9 protein-coding genes, 3 tRNA genes and 3 pseudogenes are annotated in these 18,757 nt (G+C 39.8%); 7 read left to right on the forward strand and 8 right to left on the reverse strand.

The genetic code is table 11. The features are described 5' to 3' along the window. Window positions 1–2: 2 nt before the first annotated feature. Both gmk and nadD read left to right on the forward strand, forming a co-directional pair. Complete coding sequence (gene gmk / locus WG932_RS25760) at window positions 3–575, forward strand: guanylate kinase (protein ID WP_014020597.1); 573 nt, start codon at window positions 3–5, stop codon at window positions 573–575. 5 nt (window positions 576–580) lie between these two features. Next, window positions 581–1,148 (forward strand): annotated as a pseudogene (gene nadD / locus WG932_RS25765) (nicotinate (nicotinamide) nucleotide adenylyltransferase). Between the two features lie 212 nt (window positions 1,149–1,360). Here the strand turns inward: nadD and WG932_RS25770 are convergent. The 8 genes and pseudogenes from WG932_RS25770 to pyrH form a co-directional block, all read right to left on the reverse strand. Beyond that, a complete protein-coding gene (locus WG932_RS25770) occupies window positions 1,361–2,713 on the reverse strand; it encodes a vanadium-dependent haloperoxidase (RefSeq protein WP_483085874.1) in 1,353 nt (450 codons plus the stop codon). A gap of 35 nt (window positions 2,714–2,748) precedes the next feature. Beyond that, window positions 2,749–2,901, reverse strand: coding sequence for a hypothetical protein (locus tag WG932_RS25775; protein ID WP_483085875.1), 153 nt, complete (start codon window positions 2,899–2,901; stop codon window positions 2,749–2,751). Between the two features lie 41 nt (window positions 2,902–2,942). Beyond that, window positions 2,943–4,106 carry a vanadium-dependent haloperoxidase gene (locus WG932_RS25780; RefSeq protein WP_483085876.1) on the reverse strand — a complete coding sequence of 388 codons (1,164 nt, stop codon included), beginning with the start codon at window positions 4,104–4,106 and terminating at the stop codon, window positions 2,943–2,945. A 4-nt stretch (window positions 4,107–4,110) separates the two neighbouring features. Further along, entirely contained in the window at window positions 4,111–7,443 is a 3,333-nt protein-coding gene (locus tag WG932_RS25785; protein ID WP_483085877.1) for a VCBS repeat-containing protein, read from the reverse strand. Window positions 7,444–7,689: 246 nt separating this feature from the next. Further along, window positions 7,690–9,549, reverse strand: a complete 1,860-nt coding sequence (locus WG932_RS25790) for a RagB/SusD family nutrient uptake outer membrane protein (RefSeq protein ID WP_014020602.1) — start codon at window positions 9,547–9,549, stop codon at window positions 7,690–7,692. A 20-nt stretch (window positions 9,550–9,569) separates the two neighbouring features. Further along, a pseudogene (locus tag WG932_RS25795) lies at window positions 9,570–12,744 on the reverse strand (SusC/RagA family TonB-linked outer membrane protein). Window positions 12,745–13,630: 886 nt separating this feature from the next. Beyond that, window positions 13,631–14,191 (reverse strand): ribosome recycling factor, encoded by a 561-nt coding sequence (gene frr / locus WG932_RS25800; protein WP_014020604.1) that lies wholly within the window; start codon window positions 14,189–14,191, stop codon window positions 13,631–13,633. A gap of 8 nt (window positions 14,192–14,199) precedes the next feature. Next, window positions 14,200–14,909, reverse strand: a pseudogene (pyrH, locus tag WG932_RS25805) (UMP kinase). Between the two features lie 752 nt (window positions 14,910–15,661). On the opposite strand from pyrH, the gene WG932_RS25810 reads away from it, so the two are divergent. From WG932_RS25810 to WG932_RS25830, 5 genes are all read left to right on the forward strand, one after another. Next, window positions 15,662–17,884 (forward strand): M1 family aminopeptidase, encoded by a 2,223-nt coding sequence (locus WG932_RS25810; RefSeq protein WP_483085878.1) that lies wholly within the window; start codon window positions 15,662–15,664, stop codon window positions 17,882–17,884. Beyond that, a complete protein-coding gene (locus tag WG932_RS25815) occupies window positions 17,877–18,176 on the forward strand; it encodes a hypothetical protein (protein WP_483085879.1) in 300 nt (99 codons plus the stop codon). The genes WG932_RS25810 and WG932_RS25815 overlap by 8 nt, the downstream gene beginning before the upstream one ends. A gap of 157 nt (window positions 18,177–18,333) precedes the next feature. Next, a tRNA-Tyr gene (locus tag WG932_RS25820) sits at window positions 18,334–18,416 on the forward strand. A 150-nt stretch (window positions 18,417–18,566) separates the two neighbouring features. Continuing rightward, window positions 18,567–18,639, forward strand: a tRNA-Gly gene (locus tag WG932_RS25825). A gap of 33 nt (window positions 18,640–18,672) precedes the next feature. Then, window positions 18,673–18,744: transfer RNA gene (locus tag WG932_RS25830), tRNA-Thr, on the forward strand. Window positions 18,745–18,757 lie beyond the last annotated feature (13 nt).

An 18,757-nucleotide genomic window follows, 5' to 3' on the forward strand; every position in this document is an offset into this window, starting at 1 on the left:
TTATGTCTCAAGGAAAAGTAATTATTTTTTCAGCTCCTTCCGGATCTGGTAAAACCACTATTGTTAAACACCTACTAGCACACGAGCCTTTATTAGGCTTTTCTATTTCTGCATGCACCAGAGACAAGAGGGGTAGAGAAGAAGAAAACGGAAAAGATTATTATTTTTTGACTCCTGAGGAGTTTCGGGAAAAAATAAATCAAGATGCTTTTATTGAATGGGAGGAAGTTTATGCCGGCAACTTTTATGGTACCCTTAAGGAAGAAATCAAAAGAATTTGGGATCAAGGAAGGCATGTTATATTTGACGTAGATGTAAAAGGAGGCATTAACCTAAAAGAATATTTTGGTGACAAGGCCCTTTCCATTTTTGTAAAAGTACCTTCAATGGAGGATTTGGCCCAAAGGCTAAGAGATAGAGGTACAGAGACAGAAGAAAGCCTGTCGAGAAGAATCTACAAGGCTAAGTTTGAAATGGGCTTTGAGAAAGAATTTGACGTGGTTTTGGTCAACGAAGATTTAGATCGTTCTTTCAAGGAAGCAGAGAAATTGGTTGCAGACTTTATTAAAAAATAATTGATTTGAAAGTAGGGCTTTATTTTGGGTCATTTAACCCTATTCATGTGGGGCACTTAATTATTGCCGATACCATGCAAGATCAAACGGAGTTGGATGAGGTCTGGTTTATCGTTTCCCCACAGAACCCAATGAAGTCAAGTAAATCTTTATTACATGAATTTGATGACTCTCAAAATGGTGGAACTGGCCACAGCAGACCATTTTAGTTTTAAAGTAAAGGATGTTGAGTTTCATATGCCAAGACCCAGTTACACCATTGATACCCTTACTTACCTTACAGCCCAATATCCTTCCTATGAGTTTTCCTTAATCCTAGGAAGTGACAATCTTAACCATTTTCATAAATGGAAAAATAGTGAAGAATTATTAAAACAATACAAGCTTTATGTATATCCTCGTCCCGGGAAAAATAAAAAGGTGACCCACGAAAATATTCAATTTGTAGATGCCCCACTCCTTGATATCTCTGCGACTTTTATCCGGAAAATGATTCATAAAGGAGGTTCGGTAAGGTACTTATTGCATCCTCATGTGATGGATTATATTCGAGACAAAAAATTCTTCATCTAGTTAAAAGTTGTGGCCTACATTTGCGGATTTATCTCAAATTCCTTGCATGAATTTTCTCTCTCAAAACTTTCGGCAATCGTTGATCGCTTGATTTTACAATTTTTAAGAGGAGAGGCTTGATGATGGTAGCCTTTTTTAAGGGGGAAAGAACAGTGATTTTCTGCTACAGTTTCTTTAGGCAGTAGAAAATCACCATTCTGTCTTTTTTTGAATTACTCTATCCTGGTTTTTATTTTCTGATTGATAAGGTTTGCAATTCCTTTTCCTTGCTCCACGCCATTATCAATGGCCGGAAGGTAATGGATACCTCCAAAAAAGCGACTAATGGCAGCCTCAGAGGATGCAATACGGAAGGAGTCAAATTCTCTTACTCCTAAGCCAAATTTAACTTCAGTTGAATCAACAAAGTGGAAAGGTTCACCCAATAACTTTGTTAAAGCTTCCGCTGCAGCTGTTGATACTACACTGTGTCCACTGGTGTATTCAGGGAATGGGGGTGTTTGTAACAAGGGCAGCCAGTTTTTATCCATGTATATATTGATATAGGTTTCCGGTCTAATCAATACACTTCGGTATTTTTCATCCCAACATGAAATGAATCCATCGAAAAGATAAATTGCGGTAGTGGCCATGGTCTCTGAAGTCGCTTTCCAATCAAGTTTTTTGGTTTTTGCTGCTATTCCTGCAATACCCATCCAGTGACCTCCGGGGGTGATTTTCTTTTCAGCATACATGACATGACCTTTTACATTCATTTTATAAGGATTACAGTCCCAGAAAAAAATTTCTTCTTGTTCATCATCAATATTAATCCTGGCATCCATGACTGCTTTGGCATCTTGATAAAAGGTGCTTTCCGGAATAGTGTCAAATGCAGGAGGAGGTTCCGGCGCAAACTGACTGGCAGAGTCTAAGAAGAAAGGTCGTATTTTATTCCAATGTGGTTCAATTGCCTCAATGTATGCGGGAGGGGTAGGCTTCCAAGAACCCAAATCTTCTGTTGGTGTATATTTACCAAAAGACCTGCTCTGATGGTAATTGTCCTCTGAGGCGTATGCTAGGATCTCCTCAGCTACAGCATCTCCCAAGGCAATTGACGCCTCAAATTCCTCATCCGGCATACCCGCACTTTGGATTTTTTCAAATAAATTATCCCGGTTTTCAATTAGAAATTGCTCGGTAAAAATCAATTGAAGCGCAACTTTATAATAAGCAGCAAGGCTGGCCAACTGGTAATTTGCTTTTGGGTAGGCTGATGGATCTACCGATAGTGGTTTGGACTTATTCAATTGCCCCATTAGTGAGACATATTTATCTGGAGCGGATAGTGCAACTATTTCATAGGAGGCAATGGAAGGATAGGCATAAATCCTACTTGCCACGGGAGGGGAAAAGATGTCATGGACAAGAGTTTCCGTGAGGCTCTCGTTGGCTTCTATTAGGTAATAGTTGTCGGCTAAAAGTTGCTTGTACTGATTATTTTCACCGCAAGAACCTAGGGATAAAAGCAGTCCTATGCCTAGTAAATAGGGGTTGAAAAGGAGTTTTAATTTTTTTGATAACATGATTTGAAAAGATAAAAGGTGATTAATAGTAGTTATTAGTGAAGTTTGGTTTTGTTGAGGTGGTCTTGGTAGGATTTAAGTATCCAATTTCCTACCTCTTCGCCTTGGTCTTGTCCTCTGGTTATGGCATCCATGTAATGAATGCCTCCATATAATCTTGAGATGCTTGCTTCTTCCGATGCCTGCATGAAAGAAGTGAATTCCCTACTTCCTAAGCCATATTGTTCTTCTACAGTGTCTGTATATTGGTAATCTTCTCCAAAAAGTGGGTGAGGATTACAGCTGCAGTGGTAGAAATGGTGGAGTGTCCGCTAAGATATTCCGGAAAAGGTGGTGTTTGTAATAAGGGCTGGTAAGAGGGATCTATAATTTTCCGTATGGCCGTTTCAGGTCGAATTCTGTCACTTCTGTATTTTTCATCCCAGCAACTTATAAATCCATCCATAAGCCCAATACTTACCAAGCAGTTAATTTTAATCGTTTCTTCAAAACTCAAATTGGATTGCTCGCAAGCAATTGCAGTGATTCCCATCCAGTGGCCTCCAGGGGATATTTGCTTGATTCCTACCATTAGATGGCCAGTCTCTTCCAAGGCAAATGGATTACAGTCCCAAAATGCTGCAATTTCACGTTGTTCTTTATTCATTTCAAGGCTGTAAACTTCATTCATTAAAGCATAAAATTCCGATTCCGGATCGGTAGAATATGCCACAGGAGGAAGGGGTTTGAATTGGTCGGCTGCTTTCAAGGTAAAGGGCCTAACAGTATTAAAATAAGGTTCTACCGGTGCAAAATAGCCGGGTGGAGTAGGGTACCATTTTCCGGAACCTTCAGAGGGTTGATACATGGGGTAATTACTAATCTCTCTGTATTGATCATTTTGGGCATAATTTAATACCTGTGCGCTTATCTCTTCTGCATACCTGCTTGCATCCGTGATTTCTTGTGCAGTATACCCCCAAGATTTACATGAATCGGCTAAGGTTAACTTGAATTTTTCTAATTCAGCACCGGAAGGCTGCATGGAAGAAGCGGTATGCACCAAAGCGAAAAGAGCACTTATTTCAGGAGACGGAGTTTCCAAGTTGGGTTTCGAAATAGAAGGGAACTTGTTTAAGAAGCCGGCAAAAGAGGGGTATTCCTGATTGGATATGGCAATGGTTTCATAAGCCGAAAGACATGCATATGCATAAAATCTGGCAGCTAAAGGCGGATTGGTGATGTCGTGAACCATCAGTTCTGTCATTTTCTCAGTCGCCCAGCCAATGCTGCCAGCCGGAACCGCACGCTTTTCCATAGGGGCTTCGCAGGCCAGGTTAAGTAATGCCAAGACAGAGAAGATTAAAATCGCTATTCTATATCCAGCCAACCTATTGTTTTTTAAAGTTGTCATTTTATTAATTTGTACCTTTTGCCAGCTTGTATGTTTTCAAAGTGTCTTGATTGATGCCAAATAAAAGTTGGTTCCCAATTTGCAAAATACTTCTCACATCTCCTTTCACATTTAAACCTGATTTTATTTGAGGTAGGTAAATAAAATTACCCTGGCCATCTCCCAATAAAACAACGCCGTGATTGGCATCATATTTACCAAAACGAAGTCTGGCATTGTTAATGTTCCCTGTTAAGATTAAATCTGGATGGCCATCAAGATTGATGTCCAAACTTTCTATGGCAAATACAGGTGATATTTGAGCTTCAAGCGGTAAAGTGATTTGTTTCATTCCCTTTTTATCGTTGATGAATAGGCTTGTCTCCAAGTGGTTGGCTATTAAATGGCCGGCACTGGCGATATCTTCTTTAGAAAACATATTCTCCAATCCTGCTTCAGCAAAAGTTTCATAGTCAGTAAACCTTGTTCGCATGCTCGAGATTTGATGCAAAAGCTCATCACGAGTAAGGTAGGGATGACTTTTCCCTTGAATATAAAAACTTAAAATTGGGTCCACCGCCCCATTGTTGTCAAAGTCTTTGAAATGCAATTCTGCTGGTTGGTCTGGGCTAACTTTTACCTGGCTGTTTAATCCATTATTGCCAACAACTAAATCCGGTCTTCCATCAGCATTTAGATCGGAAATATGAAGAGTGTTCCACCAGCCACTAAAGTTTTCAGCAAAAAATTCCTGACTTACATTTTTAAATTTTTGGCCTTCAGTTCTGAAAATAGTAATTGGTAGCCATTCTCCAATGACGATTAGTTCAGCCTGACCATCCAAGTCTAGGTCGGCCCATTCTGCATCGGTAATTAGCCCCAGTTTTTTGAGTTCAGGCGCCCATTTTGTGCTCATGTCCTGAAATTTGCCCTGTCCATCATTGATAAGTAAAAGGCTTCCGGGGATTTCAGGATACCTTCCGGGTATCACACGGGCACCAACAAAAATATCAGGGAAACCATCCTTGTTGACATCATGAATGGCTATAGCCCCCGTACTAATAAGCATTTCAGGCAAAGAATGGGTGGCTCGGGTTAAGTTTCCCATGCCGTCATTGAAGTAAATCCTGTCTTGTAATCTTTCGTCTTTGGGCAGGAATTCACCATAACCGCCACTCGCTACATAGAGATCAAGTGAGCCGTCTCCATTAAAGTCTGCCCATGCTACATCTGTGTCTTGATAGTCTTTGTCCTTTTCAAAATCCGGTGTATTCTTTTTAGTAAACGCACCGGCTTTATTTTGTACCCATAAAACCGCAGCTTGTCCTGCTTCCCCTCCTATGTAAATGTCTTCCAGTCCGTCCCCATTGACGTCTGATTTTGTCATGACCGGTCCTGAAAAGGACAGTGGATTGACCAAAAGCGGTTGCCTTTTAAAATCATTGGTTGAATTTTTTAAAGGTTTGTAGGCAATTGGAGATGGGGACTCCTTTAATAGAGGGCTTTTTTGTTTCTGGTCATGGATGGTGTCCACTGCTTCTATCTGAGAACATACAATGGATTGATTACTCTTGATATTGTATTTGCGCTCAACTTTACCTCCCGGCCATAACACTTCCAATGAATCAATCATTGTATGTTCTCCAAGCCCCAAATGTAAAACCGGGGAAACACTGGATTGATAACCTCTGGTGGGCATTTGTTCGATTTGTTGCAATTCCGCACCGGTATAACATTTTATTTTGGCTCCTATGCCAAACCGGTTTCGCGCACTCCCTTTCAGGTTAATTTTTAAGAAATTATTGTTGATCGAAAGACTGTCTGAATGGTTTTCGTAGATCGATGCTGCATGGTTTACATTGTTGGTCACCAAGTCTAAGTCTCCATCATTGTCTAAATCTGCATAAGCCGCCCCGTTTGAATTGACCTTCTGTTCCAATCCCCAGGCCTTTATTTTCTCCTCAAATATCCACCCATTTTTGTTTTTATAAATGTAATTGTTCAGGTCTGTAGAAGGCATTTGGTGAACTAAATCTAATATGTTGTCTCTCCTGAGGCCATTTTTATTGTTTTTAAGGTAATCAGCCATGTATTTCAAAAAATCCCGATTGGTATAATCTCTTGCATAACCATTGGTGATAAACAAATCTTTAAACCCATCGTTGTCAAAGTCAGCCAATAAAGCTGCCCAGCTCCAGTCGGTATTGGATACACCGGACATTTGACCTGTTTCGCTAAAACTTCCATTGCCATGATTGAGGTGGAGCATATTCCGCATGTATTGATGGTGGAATCCCATTGTTAGCCCATACTCAAATTTTTCGTAGTTGTCTGGAGCCATTAAAAGCTTTTGCCTTTTATTGTCTTCAGGTAACATGTCTAAGGTGAAAATGTCCGGATGTCCATCATTGTTGATGTCTGCAATGTCATTTCCCATTGAAAAGTGGGAGGTATGGTCAAGCATTTCATTGATGCGGTTAGTAAACGTCCCATTTCCATTGTTCATGTAAAGATAATCAGGAGCAGTATAGTCATTGCTTATGTAGATGTCTAGCCATCCGTCGTTGTTAATGTCTGCTATTCCTGCTCCCAACCCATAAGATAAGGCAACTTTCAAAATACCTGCTTCTTGGGTTATTTCAGTAAAAGTCTCCCCATCATTCCTGAAAAGTTGTGGTCCTGCAGGGTCAGACTTATTTAAAATAACCCGGGTACTCGCCTCATCCAATACGGGAATGGATTTTGGGTTGTGGTTAAGTAAGAAGAGGTCCAAGTCACCATCATTGTCAAAATCAAAAAAACTTGCTTGTGTACTGGTTGACTCACTGTCAATTCCGTATTGAGCAGCCATCTCCTTAAATTGAGGGATGTTTTTTTCGTCGTTTCCTTGATTGATGTAAAGTTGGTTTTTTCTTTTATCAGGAGGGAGACTACCTGAGTAGCAAACATAGATATCCAATAGACCATCTCCATTCACATCCGCCATTGAAGTTCCTGTTTTCCAGGGAGCCGCTCTTGTGGCTACACCGGCTTGAGCTGTGATGTCTTCAAATTTAAAATTGCCTTTATTGAGATACAAGCGATTTTCGACCATATTTCCTGTAAAATACAGGTCTTCCAAGCCATCTCCATTGAGGTCTCCAATGGCCACTCCGCCACCATTGTAAAAATATTCATACATCAGTATGTTTGTGTTCAATCCCTCTGTAAGCGAATTTTCAAACTTTATTCCAGTTTCTTCGGGCCTTAGAAGGGTAAATTGCTTTAATTCATCCTTTTTGACGGATTCTTTCTGGCAACCTATTAAGATCAATAGAGGAAGAATAAACTGGATTTTATTGAGTAAATTATTGGACATAGAGAGGAAAATATGAAAGGGTAAATATAATGAGATTTAACAGTTTCTCCTTGTATTCCTTGGGCTTATCTTAGAATTGGGCTGATGGCCAGATAACTTAACTTTTCTTTTATCAGGCTAAGGATGTTTTCACCTTTGTTTACTTATTTCAAAATACCATTTACCTGTTGAGGAATTTAAGGCTCGGTAGTAACAAAAAAAGAGCGACCAAATGATCGCTCTTTTTAATGCTTGTATAAAGATTAATTAATCTTCATATCCCGGATTCTGGATAAGTTCTCTGTTTCGTTGCATCTCGTCAAAGTTAATTGGCATAAAATACATTTTATCGAGCCACAGGCGGTTTTCCTTACCCGGGTCTATGTCGATCACCTCATAGGAATAGTCGTAATTTTCAGTATTGTAACTGTAAATGGTCACGTCTTTTCCTTCCTTTAGGGTTCCCACGATATTGATTCCATTGGGCTGTCTACCCAAAGTTTCTGGGGCAATCATCCAGCGCCTGGCATCGTAGAAGCGTTGTTCTTCGTGAACCATCTCCTTGCGTTTTTCATTGATCAAGGCTTCCATTAGCTCTTCTCCTGAAGCAGTAATTGCTGGTAAGCCTGCCCTGTATCTGATTTTATTTAACCAGGTTCTTGCTTCTTCATCATTACCCAAGGCAATATTCGCTTCTGCATAATTAAAGACAGCCTCAGTAAACCTTAAATGTGGCCAAGGAATTTCCTGCCAGGTGTTTTGATCCACAAAATTTGGATCCGGTTCAATGAATTTTCGAATATAATATCCGGTATAGCTACCATTCCAGTCCTCAATGGGGCTGTTTCTTGTATCCAATCCAAAATGAGTAACTTTTTGACCTTCGCTATTGATTACCTCATAAGTTCCGGTTTGAATTTGACCAAGTGGGTCTCGGGCCTGATTGGCAGAAGACCTCGGTTTCCATGGAGCCCCCTCATAAAGGAAAGTAGCATAGAATCTTGGTTCACGATCTTCGTAAGGGGCGCTTGCATGCTCCTCTTCATCCCAATCAAAGTCAGTACCATCCATCATTTGATAATCATCGATAAGCAATTGTACAGGCGTATTTCCTGCCCAGTTATTGTAGCCATTGGGACCGTTATGCAAGCCGTGACGGCCACCGGTTTCAGGCTTTTGAGACAAGAAATACCTTCCGAAGATCATTTCATTCTCCCCACCATTTCTTGAAAGTGAGTTATTTATATAAGTCTGGATCGCTTCTTCTTGTGAAAGAGGTTCAGATAGATCCAGCATGTTTCCACTGGCTTTATCCAAAACAGCCTTGGCAGCAGCAGCTGCTTGTTGATAACGGTCAGCTTGGCTGCCACTGGTGTAGCCTATCAATTCCTTATGTTGGTAACCTGATATTACAGAAGATTTTGCAGATGCCGTTGGCATATCGTGCAAATCAGATGCTGCGTAAATCAATACACGTGACTTCAAAGCCAAAGCGGCAAGCTCAGTTGCTCTTCCACCGGTAAGGTCTTTGCCTGCCAACAAGGTAGCTGCTTGATCTAGGTCTTCGATGATAAAATCAACCACTTCTTCATAAGTATTTCTGGGAAGTTCATAGGTTTCTTCATCTAAAGTAAAGGTTTTATTTGCAATAGGTATCCCTCCAAAATTCCTTAACAATTGGTGGTGAAAGTAGGCTCTCATGAATGTAGCCTCACCAAGCAATCTGTCTGCTATTCCTCCTTCATTTGCGAAAGAAGGATCTGTCAAGTTATCAATGGCGATATTGGTTGCCCTTAAATTACTGTATAGATCAGGCCAGTTTCTTGTGTAATCCATCCATCCCGGTTCTTGAGGATTGGATCTGGCTTCTGTTACGGTAGTAATATTTCTACCGGGGTGAGTGAAAATGGCTTCATCCGTTAAAGATGCCAAAGCCTGCTCACTAAAACCGCCTTGTCCCAAACCTTTGTATAAGTCAGTCACAAAAGCTTCTGCAAGTCCTGGATCTGTCCAAACGGCAGATTCAGAGACTTCTCCTTGGGGTGGTGCATTCAAAAACTCTTCATCGCAAGAAAAATTGAGAAAAGAGATCGTCAATGCCAACCCTAGATATTTTATATTTTTCATCATATTCAATGTTTTAGGATTTAGAATGTTACAGATAGACCAGCATTGAGTACCCTGGCTTGTGGATAATATTGTCCTGTTGCATTGTCTGATTCAGGATCATATACTTTTAATTTATCCCAGGTAAGGAGATTTAGCCCATTGGCATAAAACCTCAAGTTGCTAATGCCAAATCTTTCGCCAAATTGCTGTGGAACAGTATAGCCTACCTCGAAGTTTTTCAATCGAATGTAATCTGAACTTCTATACCAGAAATCATTTCCATTGGAATAGTACTGGTCACTTCTGTTGGCAATTCTAGGATAAACTGAACTTTCGTTGTCTACAGTCCATCTGTTTTCATAAAATTCTAAAAGGTAATTACCGATGTTACCGGACTCTCCAAGACTGACCTGAGCGATAGCTCCCGCAGCACCTTGGAATAAAATAGCCAAATCCCAATTTCTGAAAGAAGCATTTAGATTAACACCTCCCTGAAATCTTGGGATATTGTTCCTGTCCAGTCTTACCCTATCAAGGGGGTAATGGCTCCATCACCATCATAATCTTTAAACTTCATGTCACCCGGACGTAAGTTATTGGTGATGTCAGAATAATCCAGTGTTTCTGCATCAATGGCCGCCTGATTTGGGAAAACACCATCGTATAAATATACAGGGTCAGGTGTATTCATGGGGCTGCCTGTAGACAGTTGCCAGGAAGGTGCTCCCGGGGGTTCGTCCCAAAATAGAATCTTGTTTTTGGCATAACCTCCATTGGCACTTACACTATAAGAGATGTCACCTGTTTGTCCCCTGTAGCCAATATTGATATCAAAACCCTTGTTTTCCACTTCTCCGATATTCTCTGCCGGAAGCAAGGAAGCCAAACCGCTTGATTGAGGAACAGAAGCATTTTTCCTCCAAAGGATATTGGTACGTTTGTTATAGAAGTAATCAAATTCAAAAAGATTTTTCCTTGAAGCAATTGTCCTTCTATACCAATATTTGAATTGTTTGCTACTTCCCAAGTAATGGCGTTGTTCGGCACCCTGGTTTCATACAAGGTTTTGGCTTCAGTGTTTTGTAAGATTTGGCTACTGAAACCATAAGTGGCCAGGAATTGATATTCTTGAAGTTCGTCATCATAATAGATCTGATCATTCCCCATTTGTCCCCAAGACCCTCTGATTTTGAAGAAGTCCATGGCGGTAATGTTGTTTTTCCAGAAGTTCTCTTCCGAAATCACCCAACCGGCCATTACGCCCGGGAAGAAACCAAACCTAGAAGCTTCAGGGAAAATATAGGATCCATCATATCTCCATAGGAATTCGAACAAATATTTTTCCTGATAGTTATATGCAACCCTTCCGAAGTAGTTTAATCTTCCTCTGGTGAAAGCTCCGCCACCATTGTTTTTTTCTGCATCTCCACCGGCAAACATTTGATCAATGGCTGGAGAAATGAAATACCTTCGGTAGGCAAAGAAGTCATTGCCTTCTACGGTTTCTTTGTTGACACCGGCCAAGGCATTGAATCCATGGTCACCAATTTGCCTTTCATAGGTAAATACACCACCCAATAAGATATTTAATTGGTTGATATTTTCTTGCCTTAATCTAGGCTCGGCTGGTCCCCTTTGGCTTGCTACCAAAATAGGTGTTACTCCGTCTGCCTCAAATCCACTACCTCTTTGGTAAAGGGTCCATGGGGTTTCCCATCTTTTTTGTAACCTGCTTAGGTTATCAATGGCAGCAGTACCTTGAAATTTCAAACCTTCCACTCCAGGTATTTTGATGTTTAGAGCACCATTGGTTTGGAAATAATTTCTGGTATCTCTGTCGTACCCGGTTGCATTCGTGGTGATCACCACTGGATTTTCTCCATTTTCAATATCCGGACCTGGTCTACCGTCAGGCCAATAAGCCGGCTCATGTGGTTTTCCTCTCATTTGCATCCTGAAAATTGCTCCGGCACCTCTAGTAGGGAAAAAACGGTATTCCTGACGGGCCAAAACACCCAGCTGAAGGTCAATGTACTCATTGATCTTAGCATCAAGGTTGATTCGCATATCGTATTGTTTGAACCCGGTAGCAGAGTTTTTATAATAGGCATCTTGGTTTTGGTATCCTATTGATGCCATGTACCTTAAACTTTCAGAACCACCATTCAGTTGTAAATTATGTCTAGACTGTGGTGACCAAGTTTTTAAGGTTTCCCCATACCAATCGGTATTTGGGTAATTCCAAGGATCTGTACCTGCCCGGTGCAAAGCCAAAGCTTCCGGGCTAAATGGAGCTGTTCTCTCTTGACCTGCCTGAGTGATGTAGGTACCGGTAGATCGATAGGCATCAGTTGCAGCACGCCACTCATTGGTAGGTAGCTCATAGACGTTTAGGTCATTCAGCATTTCCCCATATTGGGCAGCATCAGCAAGCTTGGGGATGGTTGTTGGTTGGGCGAAACCTTGATTAAATTGATAAGTTAGTTCAGGTTTTCCTTCTTTCCCTCTTTTAGTGGTAACCAAAATCACACCGTTGGCAGCTCTTGCTCCGTATATGGCAGCAGATGCATCCTTTAGTACGGATATGTTTTCAATATCATTAGGGTTTAATCGGTCAATACCTCCTGCTCTCGCAGGGATACCATCAATTACAATCAAGGCATCATTGTTTCCAAGTGTGTTGGAACCACGAATCCTAATGCCTGCACCGTCATATCCGGGCTCACCGCTTCTGTTAACAGCGATCACACCTGACATTCTACCTGCGATGGAATTGGATAAATTCATCGCCGGAGATTTTACCAAATCTCCACCTTTTACCGTGGCTACGGAACCTGTGATGGTTTCCTTCTTTTGTTCACCATATCCTACGACTACCACCTCTCCTAAGGATTGCATGTCAGGGTTCAATGTGATGTCGATCGTGCTTTGGTTGCCAACCGTAACTTCTTGACTAACAAAACCTACGAAGGAAAAAACGATGGTTTGATCGGATTCCTGTAAGTTGATGGTATAATTACCATCGATGTCAGTGACTGCACCTCTTGTGGTGCCCTTGACCAATACCGAAACACCCGGTAATGGCAAATCATCCTCTCCGGAAATGACTGTCCCGGTAACTTCCCTGGATTGGGCATGTAATGTTAGGCTGCTTGACAAAAGCAAGGCGAGTCCCAACAAAAACAATTTTGTTCTGGGTAAATAGTTTTGCATTCTTTATTGAATTAGGTTAATAATTGTTTAGGCGTTATTGTTAAAATAACACTTAAAGTTGCTGGTAATTTTTATAATAAACAATAAGGGAATTATTACATATAATTAGCGTATTGTTTCACTTCTTAAATTTGTTCAGTTAATCAATAAAAGTGTTAAAAAAACATTTTATATTTTGATGTTTATATAAAAAATATATGATTTTTTTGTTATAATGAAAATCAAGAAAAAAATGAAATTTGAAGAAAAAATGGTATCTATTGAGGATGTTTTTGTCTAGGACTAGTTGTATTTAATTATTAATATTGAGATTCGATTTTTTCAATTAACCTGAGCGGTTAATTAAGATATTAATTATTGGGACATAAGGATTTAAAAAAGTATGAGGTCCCAAGCGGATTGAGGTGCAGGGAAAGTACCTTAGAATAAATATGGAATTTTTTATCTATCTGTATTTACCTATATTTGTAGGATAAGGTTTAATACAGAAAAGAATGGTCAGCTCATGGCTGTCTGTTCTTTATTTTTTATGTACACATACAAGGGGATAGCGTTGGTAGCATACCCTAAGTGCTTATTGTATTAGGACCCTTTGTTTAACCATAAATTTGCAATAGAAAATCTTTTAAGTGGTCAAATTATTTCAAAATCAGCCACAGCTTGGTTCTTCTATTTATAAATAATAAGATAAGGCTAAAATAGCCAAATGGCTTGATATCCCTGTAGTTACAGTACTTCCTAAGGAAGCTCAAGAAGCCCATTTAAAAAATACGAATTTCAATCTTTTATTTCTTTGTGTTAAGGCTTAGGTAGAACTTTAGGTGAATAAAAAAGCCCTGGCATTTGTAAATGCAGGGCTTGTGGTATTGTAAAAGATGATTTTGACTTATATCGTCATTATTTCAGCTTCTTTTTTGGTGAATAGTTCATCAATTTTAGCTGAATGTTGATCAGTCATTTTTTGAACAGTATCTTCCGCTCTTTTAACATCGTCTTCAGCTACACCTTCTTTTTGAAGCTTTCTAAGGCCGTCATTGGTGTCTTTTCTAACGTTTCGAATACTTATTTTTCCGTTTTCACACTCATTTTTAACCTGTTTTACTAAGTTTTTTCTACGTTCCTCGGTTAATGGTGGAACGGTCAATAACACCATTTCGCCATTGTTTTGAGGATTTAAACCTAGGTCTGAGTTAATGATTGCTTTTTCTACTTCCGGAATTAATTTTTGTTCCCAAGGTTTGATTGCCAATGTTCTAGCATCAGGGGTAGTTATAGAAGCTACTTGCTGTATAGGAGTAGGGTTACCATAATAGACTACCATTATTCCGTCTAAGAAATTAGGCATTGCCTTGCCTGCTCTTATTTTTATTAATTCGGCAATTGTATGTTGGACTGCTTTGTCCATCAAAGACTTTGCCTCTTCTAAGTAAAGCTGAATCTCTTCCATGCGTTAAGTTATTTAGATGTTATCAACGTACCAACTTCCTTGCCATTGATTAGGTCCAAAAGGTTATCCGTTTTGTTCATATCAAAAACAATGATTGGAAGATTGTTTTCCTGACATAATGTAAAAGCTGTCATGTCCATTACATTAAGGTTTTTCTCGTAAACCTCCTGAAACGTGATGTTAGAATACCTTGTGGCCGTAGGGTTTTTTCAGGGTCTGCTGTATATACCCCATCCACTCTCGTGCCTTTAAGTACAACCTCAGCTTCAATTTCAATGGCCCGAAGGCTGGCGGTGGAGTCGGTAGTGAAGTATGGATTACCAATACCGGCACCAAAAATCACAATTCTACCTTTTTCTAAATGACGAATGGCCCTTCTTCTAATAAAAGGTTCACAAACACTTTCTACCTTGATACCGGACATGAGGCGTGTATACATGCCGTTTTGTTCAAGAGAACTTTGAAGTGCCATTGCATTAATTAGGGTAGCTAACATACCCATGTAATCTCCTTGAACCCGATCTATTCCAACTTTACCTGCTTGTACACCTCTAAAGATATTACCTCCGCCAATGACAATGGCAATCTCTACACCAAGATCATGAACATTCTTAATTTGAGTGGCATATTCTTGAAGTCTTTTGGAATCAATGCCATAGCTATTGTCTCCCATCAGGGCTTCTCCGCTAAGCTTAAGGAGTATTCGTTTGTATTTCATCTTCCGAATTGTTTTCAGTTTTACTAGTGAAAGGCCTTGATTAGGACTATTAAAAATTTCTTGATCTCAATAAGCCCGACAAATATAAATCCTTGTTTTTAGAATACTAAATCTTAAAGCTAAAAATGGAGGAATACTTTTGAATTTTATTTATTAAATTTTGAAAGCCTACCATTCATGCGATCTGATTTTTTCTTTACCCAATTTTTGAAAAGTGCTTTATTGTAATTAAAACAGGGATAATAAGAATATTGTCAATCTTAAACTTTGACAAGTTAAGGTATAGTTTGGAATTATTCCAAAAACCGCAGCGCTAGATTATTCTAAAGGGTAGGCATTTCATTTTGAACGGTAAAGGATGCTGATCAGGTTAAAAGAATAAATAGGCGGTTGTGTTTTAATAGGCTTTTACGGTTAAATGGCTATAGGCCTACTTAAGCCTATTTACGAATAAAAACTACTTGATGGGTAGAACCGTTTGCCATAAAATATCATAAAATATAAGGGAAAAAGGATAGATAATAAAACGAATTGTTTGGTTTAGCTTCAGGGGTTTACTTATTTTTGAAAATCAGATGGCTATCATCGATTTAATACCAATTGCTGCTAAATTGAAATAGACATTGTTTAATAATTGAATATAAAATACCTATGCTTAAAATGCGGTCTACCTATAGCGCTTCAACTTATTGTATCATTGCGATACTTTTATTTTTTCTTGCAAGAGTGCTTCCACCATTAAGCCGGAGCCCATGGCTACGGATAGGATTCCAACTGATTCATTGAAGGATGGAGGCCAAGTTCATGAAAGCGAGGCTGCCTTTGAGCAAGAGTTAAGGCTCAGGGAATATAGAGGAAGCCGGTCTCGGGATTTTGACTTACTGCATACCAACCTCGAACTTGCTTTCGATTATAAGAATCGGACGGTAGAAGGAAATGCAATTTTAATCTTAAAACCCTATGCTTATCCCCAGGAAGAGTTGGTTTTGGATGCTAAGGATTTTGAAATACATAAGGTCAGTTTAATTCAAGGCGACAAAATTCACCCCTTGAGTTTTGATTATGACCAAGAGAAATTAACCTTGCCATTACCGGAGAGGAAGAGAAAGGAAGATACCTTACAAATAGCCATAACTTATACAGCCTTTCCGGAAAAAGGAAACAAGGAAGGGTCTGCGGCAATTACGGATACAAAAGGGCTTTATTTTATTAATCCTGATGGCGAGGACCGAAATAAACCGGTACAAATTTGGACTCAGGGAGAAACGGTATTTAGTTCGAAGTGGTTTCCTACAATTGATAGCCCTAATGAAAGGCAAACTCACGATTTTTATTTGACCGTACCGAACGGATACTTAAGTCTTAGCAATGGTGAGTTACTGGACAGTAAGGAGAATCCTGATGGTACTAGGACAGACCATTGGCAGATGGCAATTCCGCACGCACCTTATTTGTCAGCCATTGTGGTTGGTAAATTTTCCTCTATAGAAGAAAATGTAAATGGGGTGAGACTGCGGTATTTTGTGGAACCAAAATATGAGGCTGGAGCAAAAGGGGTGTTTGGCCATACCCCGGAAATGATAACCTTTTTCTCCGAATTGCTTGATATGCCCTTTCCTTGGCAAAAATATGACCAAGTGGTGGTAAGAGACTTTGTGTCGGGTGCTATGGAAAACACGACACTTTCAATTTTCATGGAGGCATTAAATTTAAATGAAAGAGAGGCATTGGATACTGAATGGGATTATATCATCGCACATGAACTTTTTCATCAGTGGTTTGGGAATTATGTAACCACAGAATCTTGGGCCAATTTGGCATTGAATGAGGCTTTTGCGGATTATTCGGAATACCTCTGGTTTGAATACAAGGAGGGAAGGGATCAGGCCGATATGCATCATTTTAATGCAATAGAACAATACTTAGCTGAGTCTGAAGAGAAGCAATTAGACTTGATCCGGTTTTATTATGAAGACAGCGAGGATATGTTTGATAACCATACCTATGCCAAAGGAGGCCGGATTTTGCACATGCTAAGAAAACTTTTGGGAGATGAGGTGTTTTTTGATGGGTTGCGGTCGTATCTCAAACAAAATGCCTTAAGTAGTGTGGAGGTACATGATTTAAGGCTGGCATTAGAAAAAGCCTCAGGTCAGGATTTGAATTGGTTTTTTAATCAATGGTTTCTTTCTTCCGGCCATCCTCAGTTAAAAATAAGTTGGGATGAAACAAACCCTGATAATATTTTACTAAAATTGGAGCAGGAGCAAGACTTTTCTCAATCACCACTTTTCAAGCTTCCGTTTAAGGTAAGTATTTACAAAGAAGGACAGCGAATCGAGAAGTCCTATATATTGAATAAGGCTGTTCAAGAATTTGCTTTACAAAATGGAGCAGGTACTCAACTTGCAATTTTCGATGAATACAGTGAGCTTTTGAGCTTGCGATCTGAATCTAGAGGGTTTGAAAAATTAGAGAAGCAATTTCTTTTGTCTACTTCAGGTTTGGCAAGGGTTGAGGCCTTGGATAGTTTGACGAGTAATTATACCGAACAATTGGATTATTTACCCACCCTAGAGCGTGCTTTGGAGGATCCATTCCATGTAGTGCGTGAGTTGGCATTACATCGCATGAATCGATTGGATGTTTCTGTGGCTATTAAGAACAATTTGGAGCATAAAGTCCTGAAATTGGTAGAGGAAGATCCTGACAACGCAGTGAGAGCAGCAGCCTTGGAAGCATTGGCCGGTATAGGGGGCAGCAAGTATCAGCAATTGTTTTATAGGCTTATCAATGCACCTTCATATCAGGTTTCAGGGGCAGCTTTAACTGCCTATTTGGATATAGAGGGCAATGCAGCGAATAAAGAGGAGTTGTTTGAACGTTTAAAAGATGAAGAGAATATAAGAATAATTGCTCCACTTGCAGATTATTTGACAAGAGAAAAAAACAGAAGGGGCAAATTGGATGCATGAGAAGTTGGGGGCCTTAACCGGAGAATCTTTGTATTATTTTTTAGGGTATTACGGAGACTTTTTTGCGAGTGTGGAGGGAGTAACTACCGGGGACGCGGTTTCCAGTTTAGGGGAGATTGCTTCCACGCACAAGTTAAATTACGTAAGGTTGGCGGCTTACCAATCCCTTTTTGGATTTATTGATGATGCGGGGGTGCTTGAATTAGCGAAGTCCATTCAGGAGAGAGAGACAGATGAAATGGTCCGTGAGTATGAGGAGTATTATCTTTCTCCCTATTTAGAAGGGAATTAAAATGCTGATGATTAGTGAGATACTTTTTATTATAAAAAAACTCAAGATTTTTTTTTATAATATTTTGAATCTTTGACAAAAGGGTATAATTTTGCCATCCGTTACGACAACAAAGAAACTTAAAAGAGGGTTTCGGGAGTAACAAATTTAGAGTTTTGGGGGAATACCAAAGCGGCCAACTGGGACGGACTGTAAATCCGTTGACTTATGTCTTCACAGGTTCGAATCCTGTTTCCCCCACAAAATCTTTAGTTGAGTAATTAACGTTAATTAGAGACTAAGATATTCTAGTATTGAACAATTTTTTTGTTATAAAGCTGGAATTTTTTGGATTCTAAAAATTAATTAAAGAATTTGGGAGCCAATTAGGAAATTGGCAAATAATTATAAGCGGGAGTAGCTCAGTTGGTAGAGCGGCAGCCTTCCAAGCTGCAGGTCGCGGGTTCGAGCCTCGTCTCCCGCTCTATGCTTTTAGGAGCATAACTGGATGTAAAAAGCCGACGTAGCTCAGGGGTAGAGTGCTTCCTTGGTAAGGAAGAGGTCACGGGTTCAAATCCCGTCGTTGGCTCTGAACATTTATC

The sequence above is a fragment of the Cyclobacterium sp. SOCE241 genome (assembly GCF_056867545.1).

What these genes read in the sequence shown, in the direction of transcription:
- WG932_RS25810 (WP_483085878.1), top strand. Translation starts at nt 15,662, where the DNA reads ATGGCTACGGATAGGATTCCAACTGATTCATTGAAGGATGGAGGCCAA.
- WG932_RS25770 (WP_483085874.1), bottom strand. Translation starts at nt 2,713, where the DNA reads ATGTTATCAAAAAAATTAAAACTCCTTTTCAACCCCTATTTACTAGGC.
- WG932_RS25780 (WP_483085876.1), bottom strand. Translation starts at nt 4,106, where the DNA reads ATGACAACTTTAAAAAACAATAGGTTGGCTGGATATAGAATAGCGATT.
- frr (WP_014020604.1), bottom strand. Translation starts at nt 14,191, where the DNA reads ATGGAAGAGATTCAGCTTTACTTAGAAGAGGCAAAGTCTTTGATGGAC.
- WG932_RS25790 (WP_014020602.1), bottom strand. Translation starts at nt 9,549, where the DNA reads ATGAAAAATATAAAATATCTAGGGTTGGCATTGACGATCTCTTTTCTC.
- gmk (WP_014020597.1), top strand. Translation starts at nt 3, where the DNA reads ATGTCTCAAGGAAAAGTAATTATTTTTTCAGCTCCTTCCGGATCTGGT.
- WG932_RS25775 (WP_483085875.1), bottom strand. Translation starts at nt 2,901, where the DNA reads ATGCAGGCATCGGAAGAAGCAAGCATCTCAAGATTATATGGAGGCATT.
- WG932_RS25785 (WP_483085877.1), bottom strand. Translation starts at nt 7,443, where the DNA reads ATGTCCAATAATTTACTCAATAAAATCCAGTTTATTCTTCCTCTATTG.
- WG932_RS25815 (WP_483085879.1), top strand. Translation starts at nt 17,877, where the DNA reads ATGCATGAGAAGTTGGGGGCCTTAACCGGAGAATCTTTGTATTATTTT.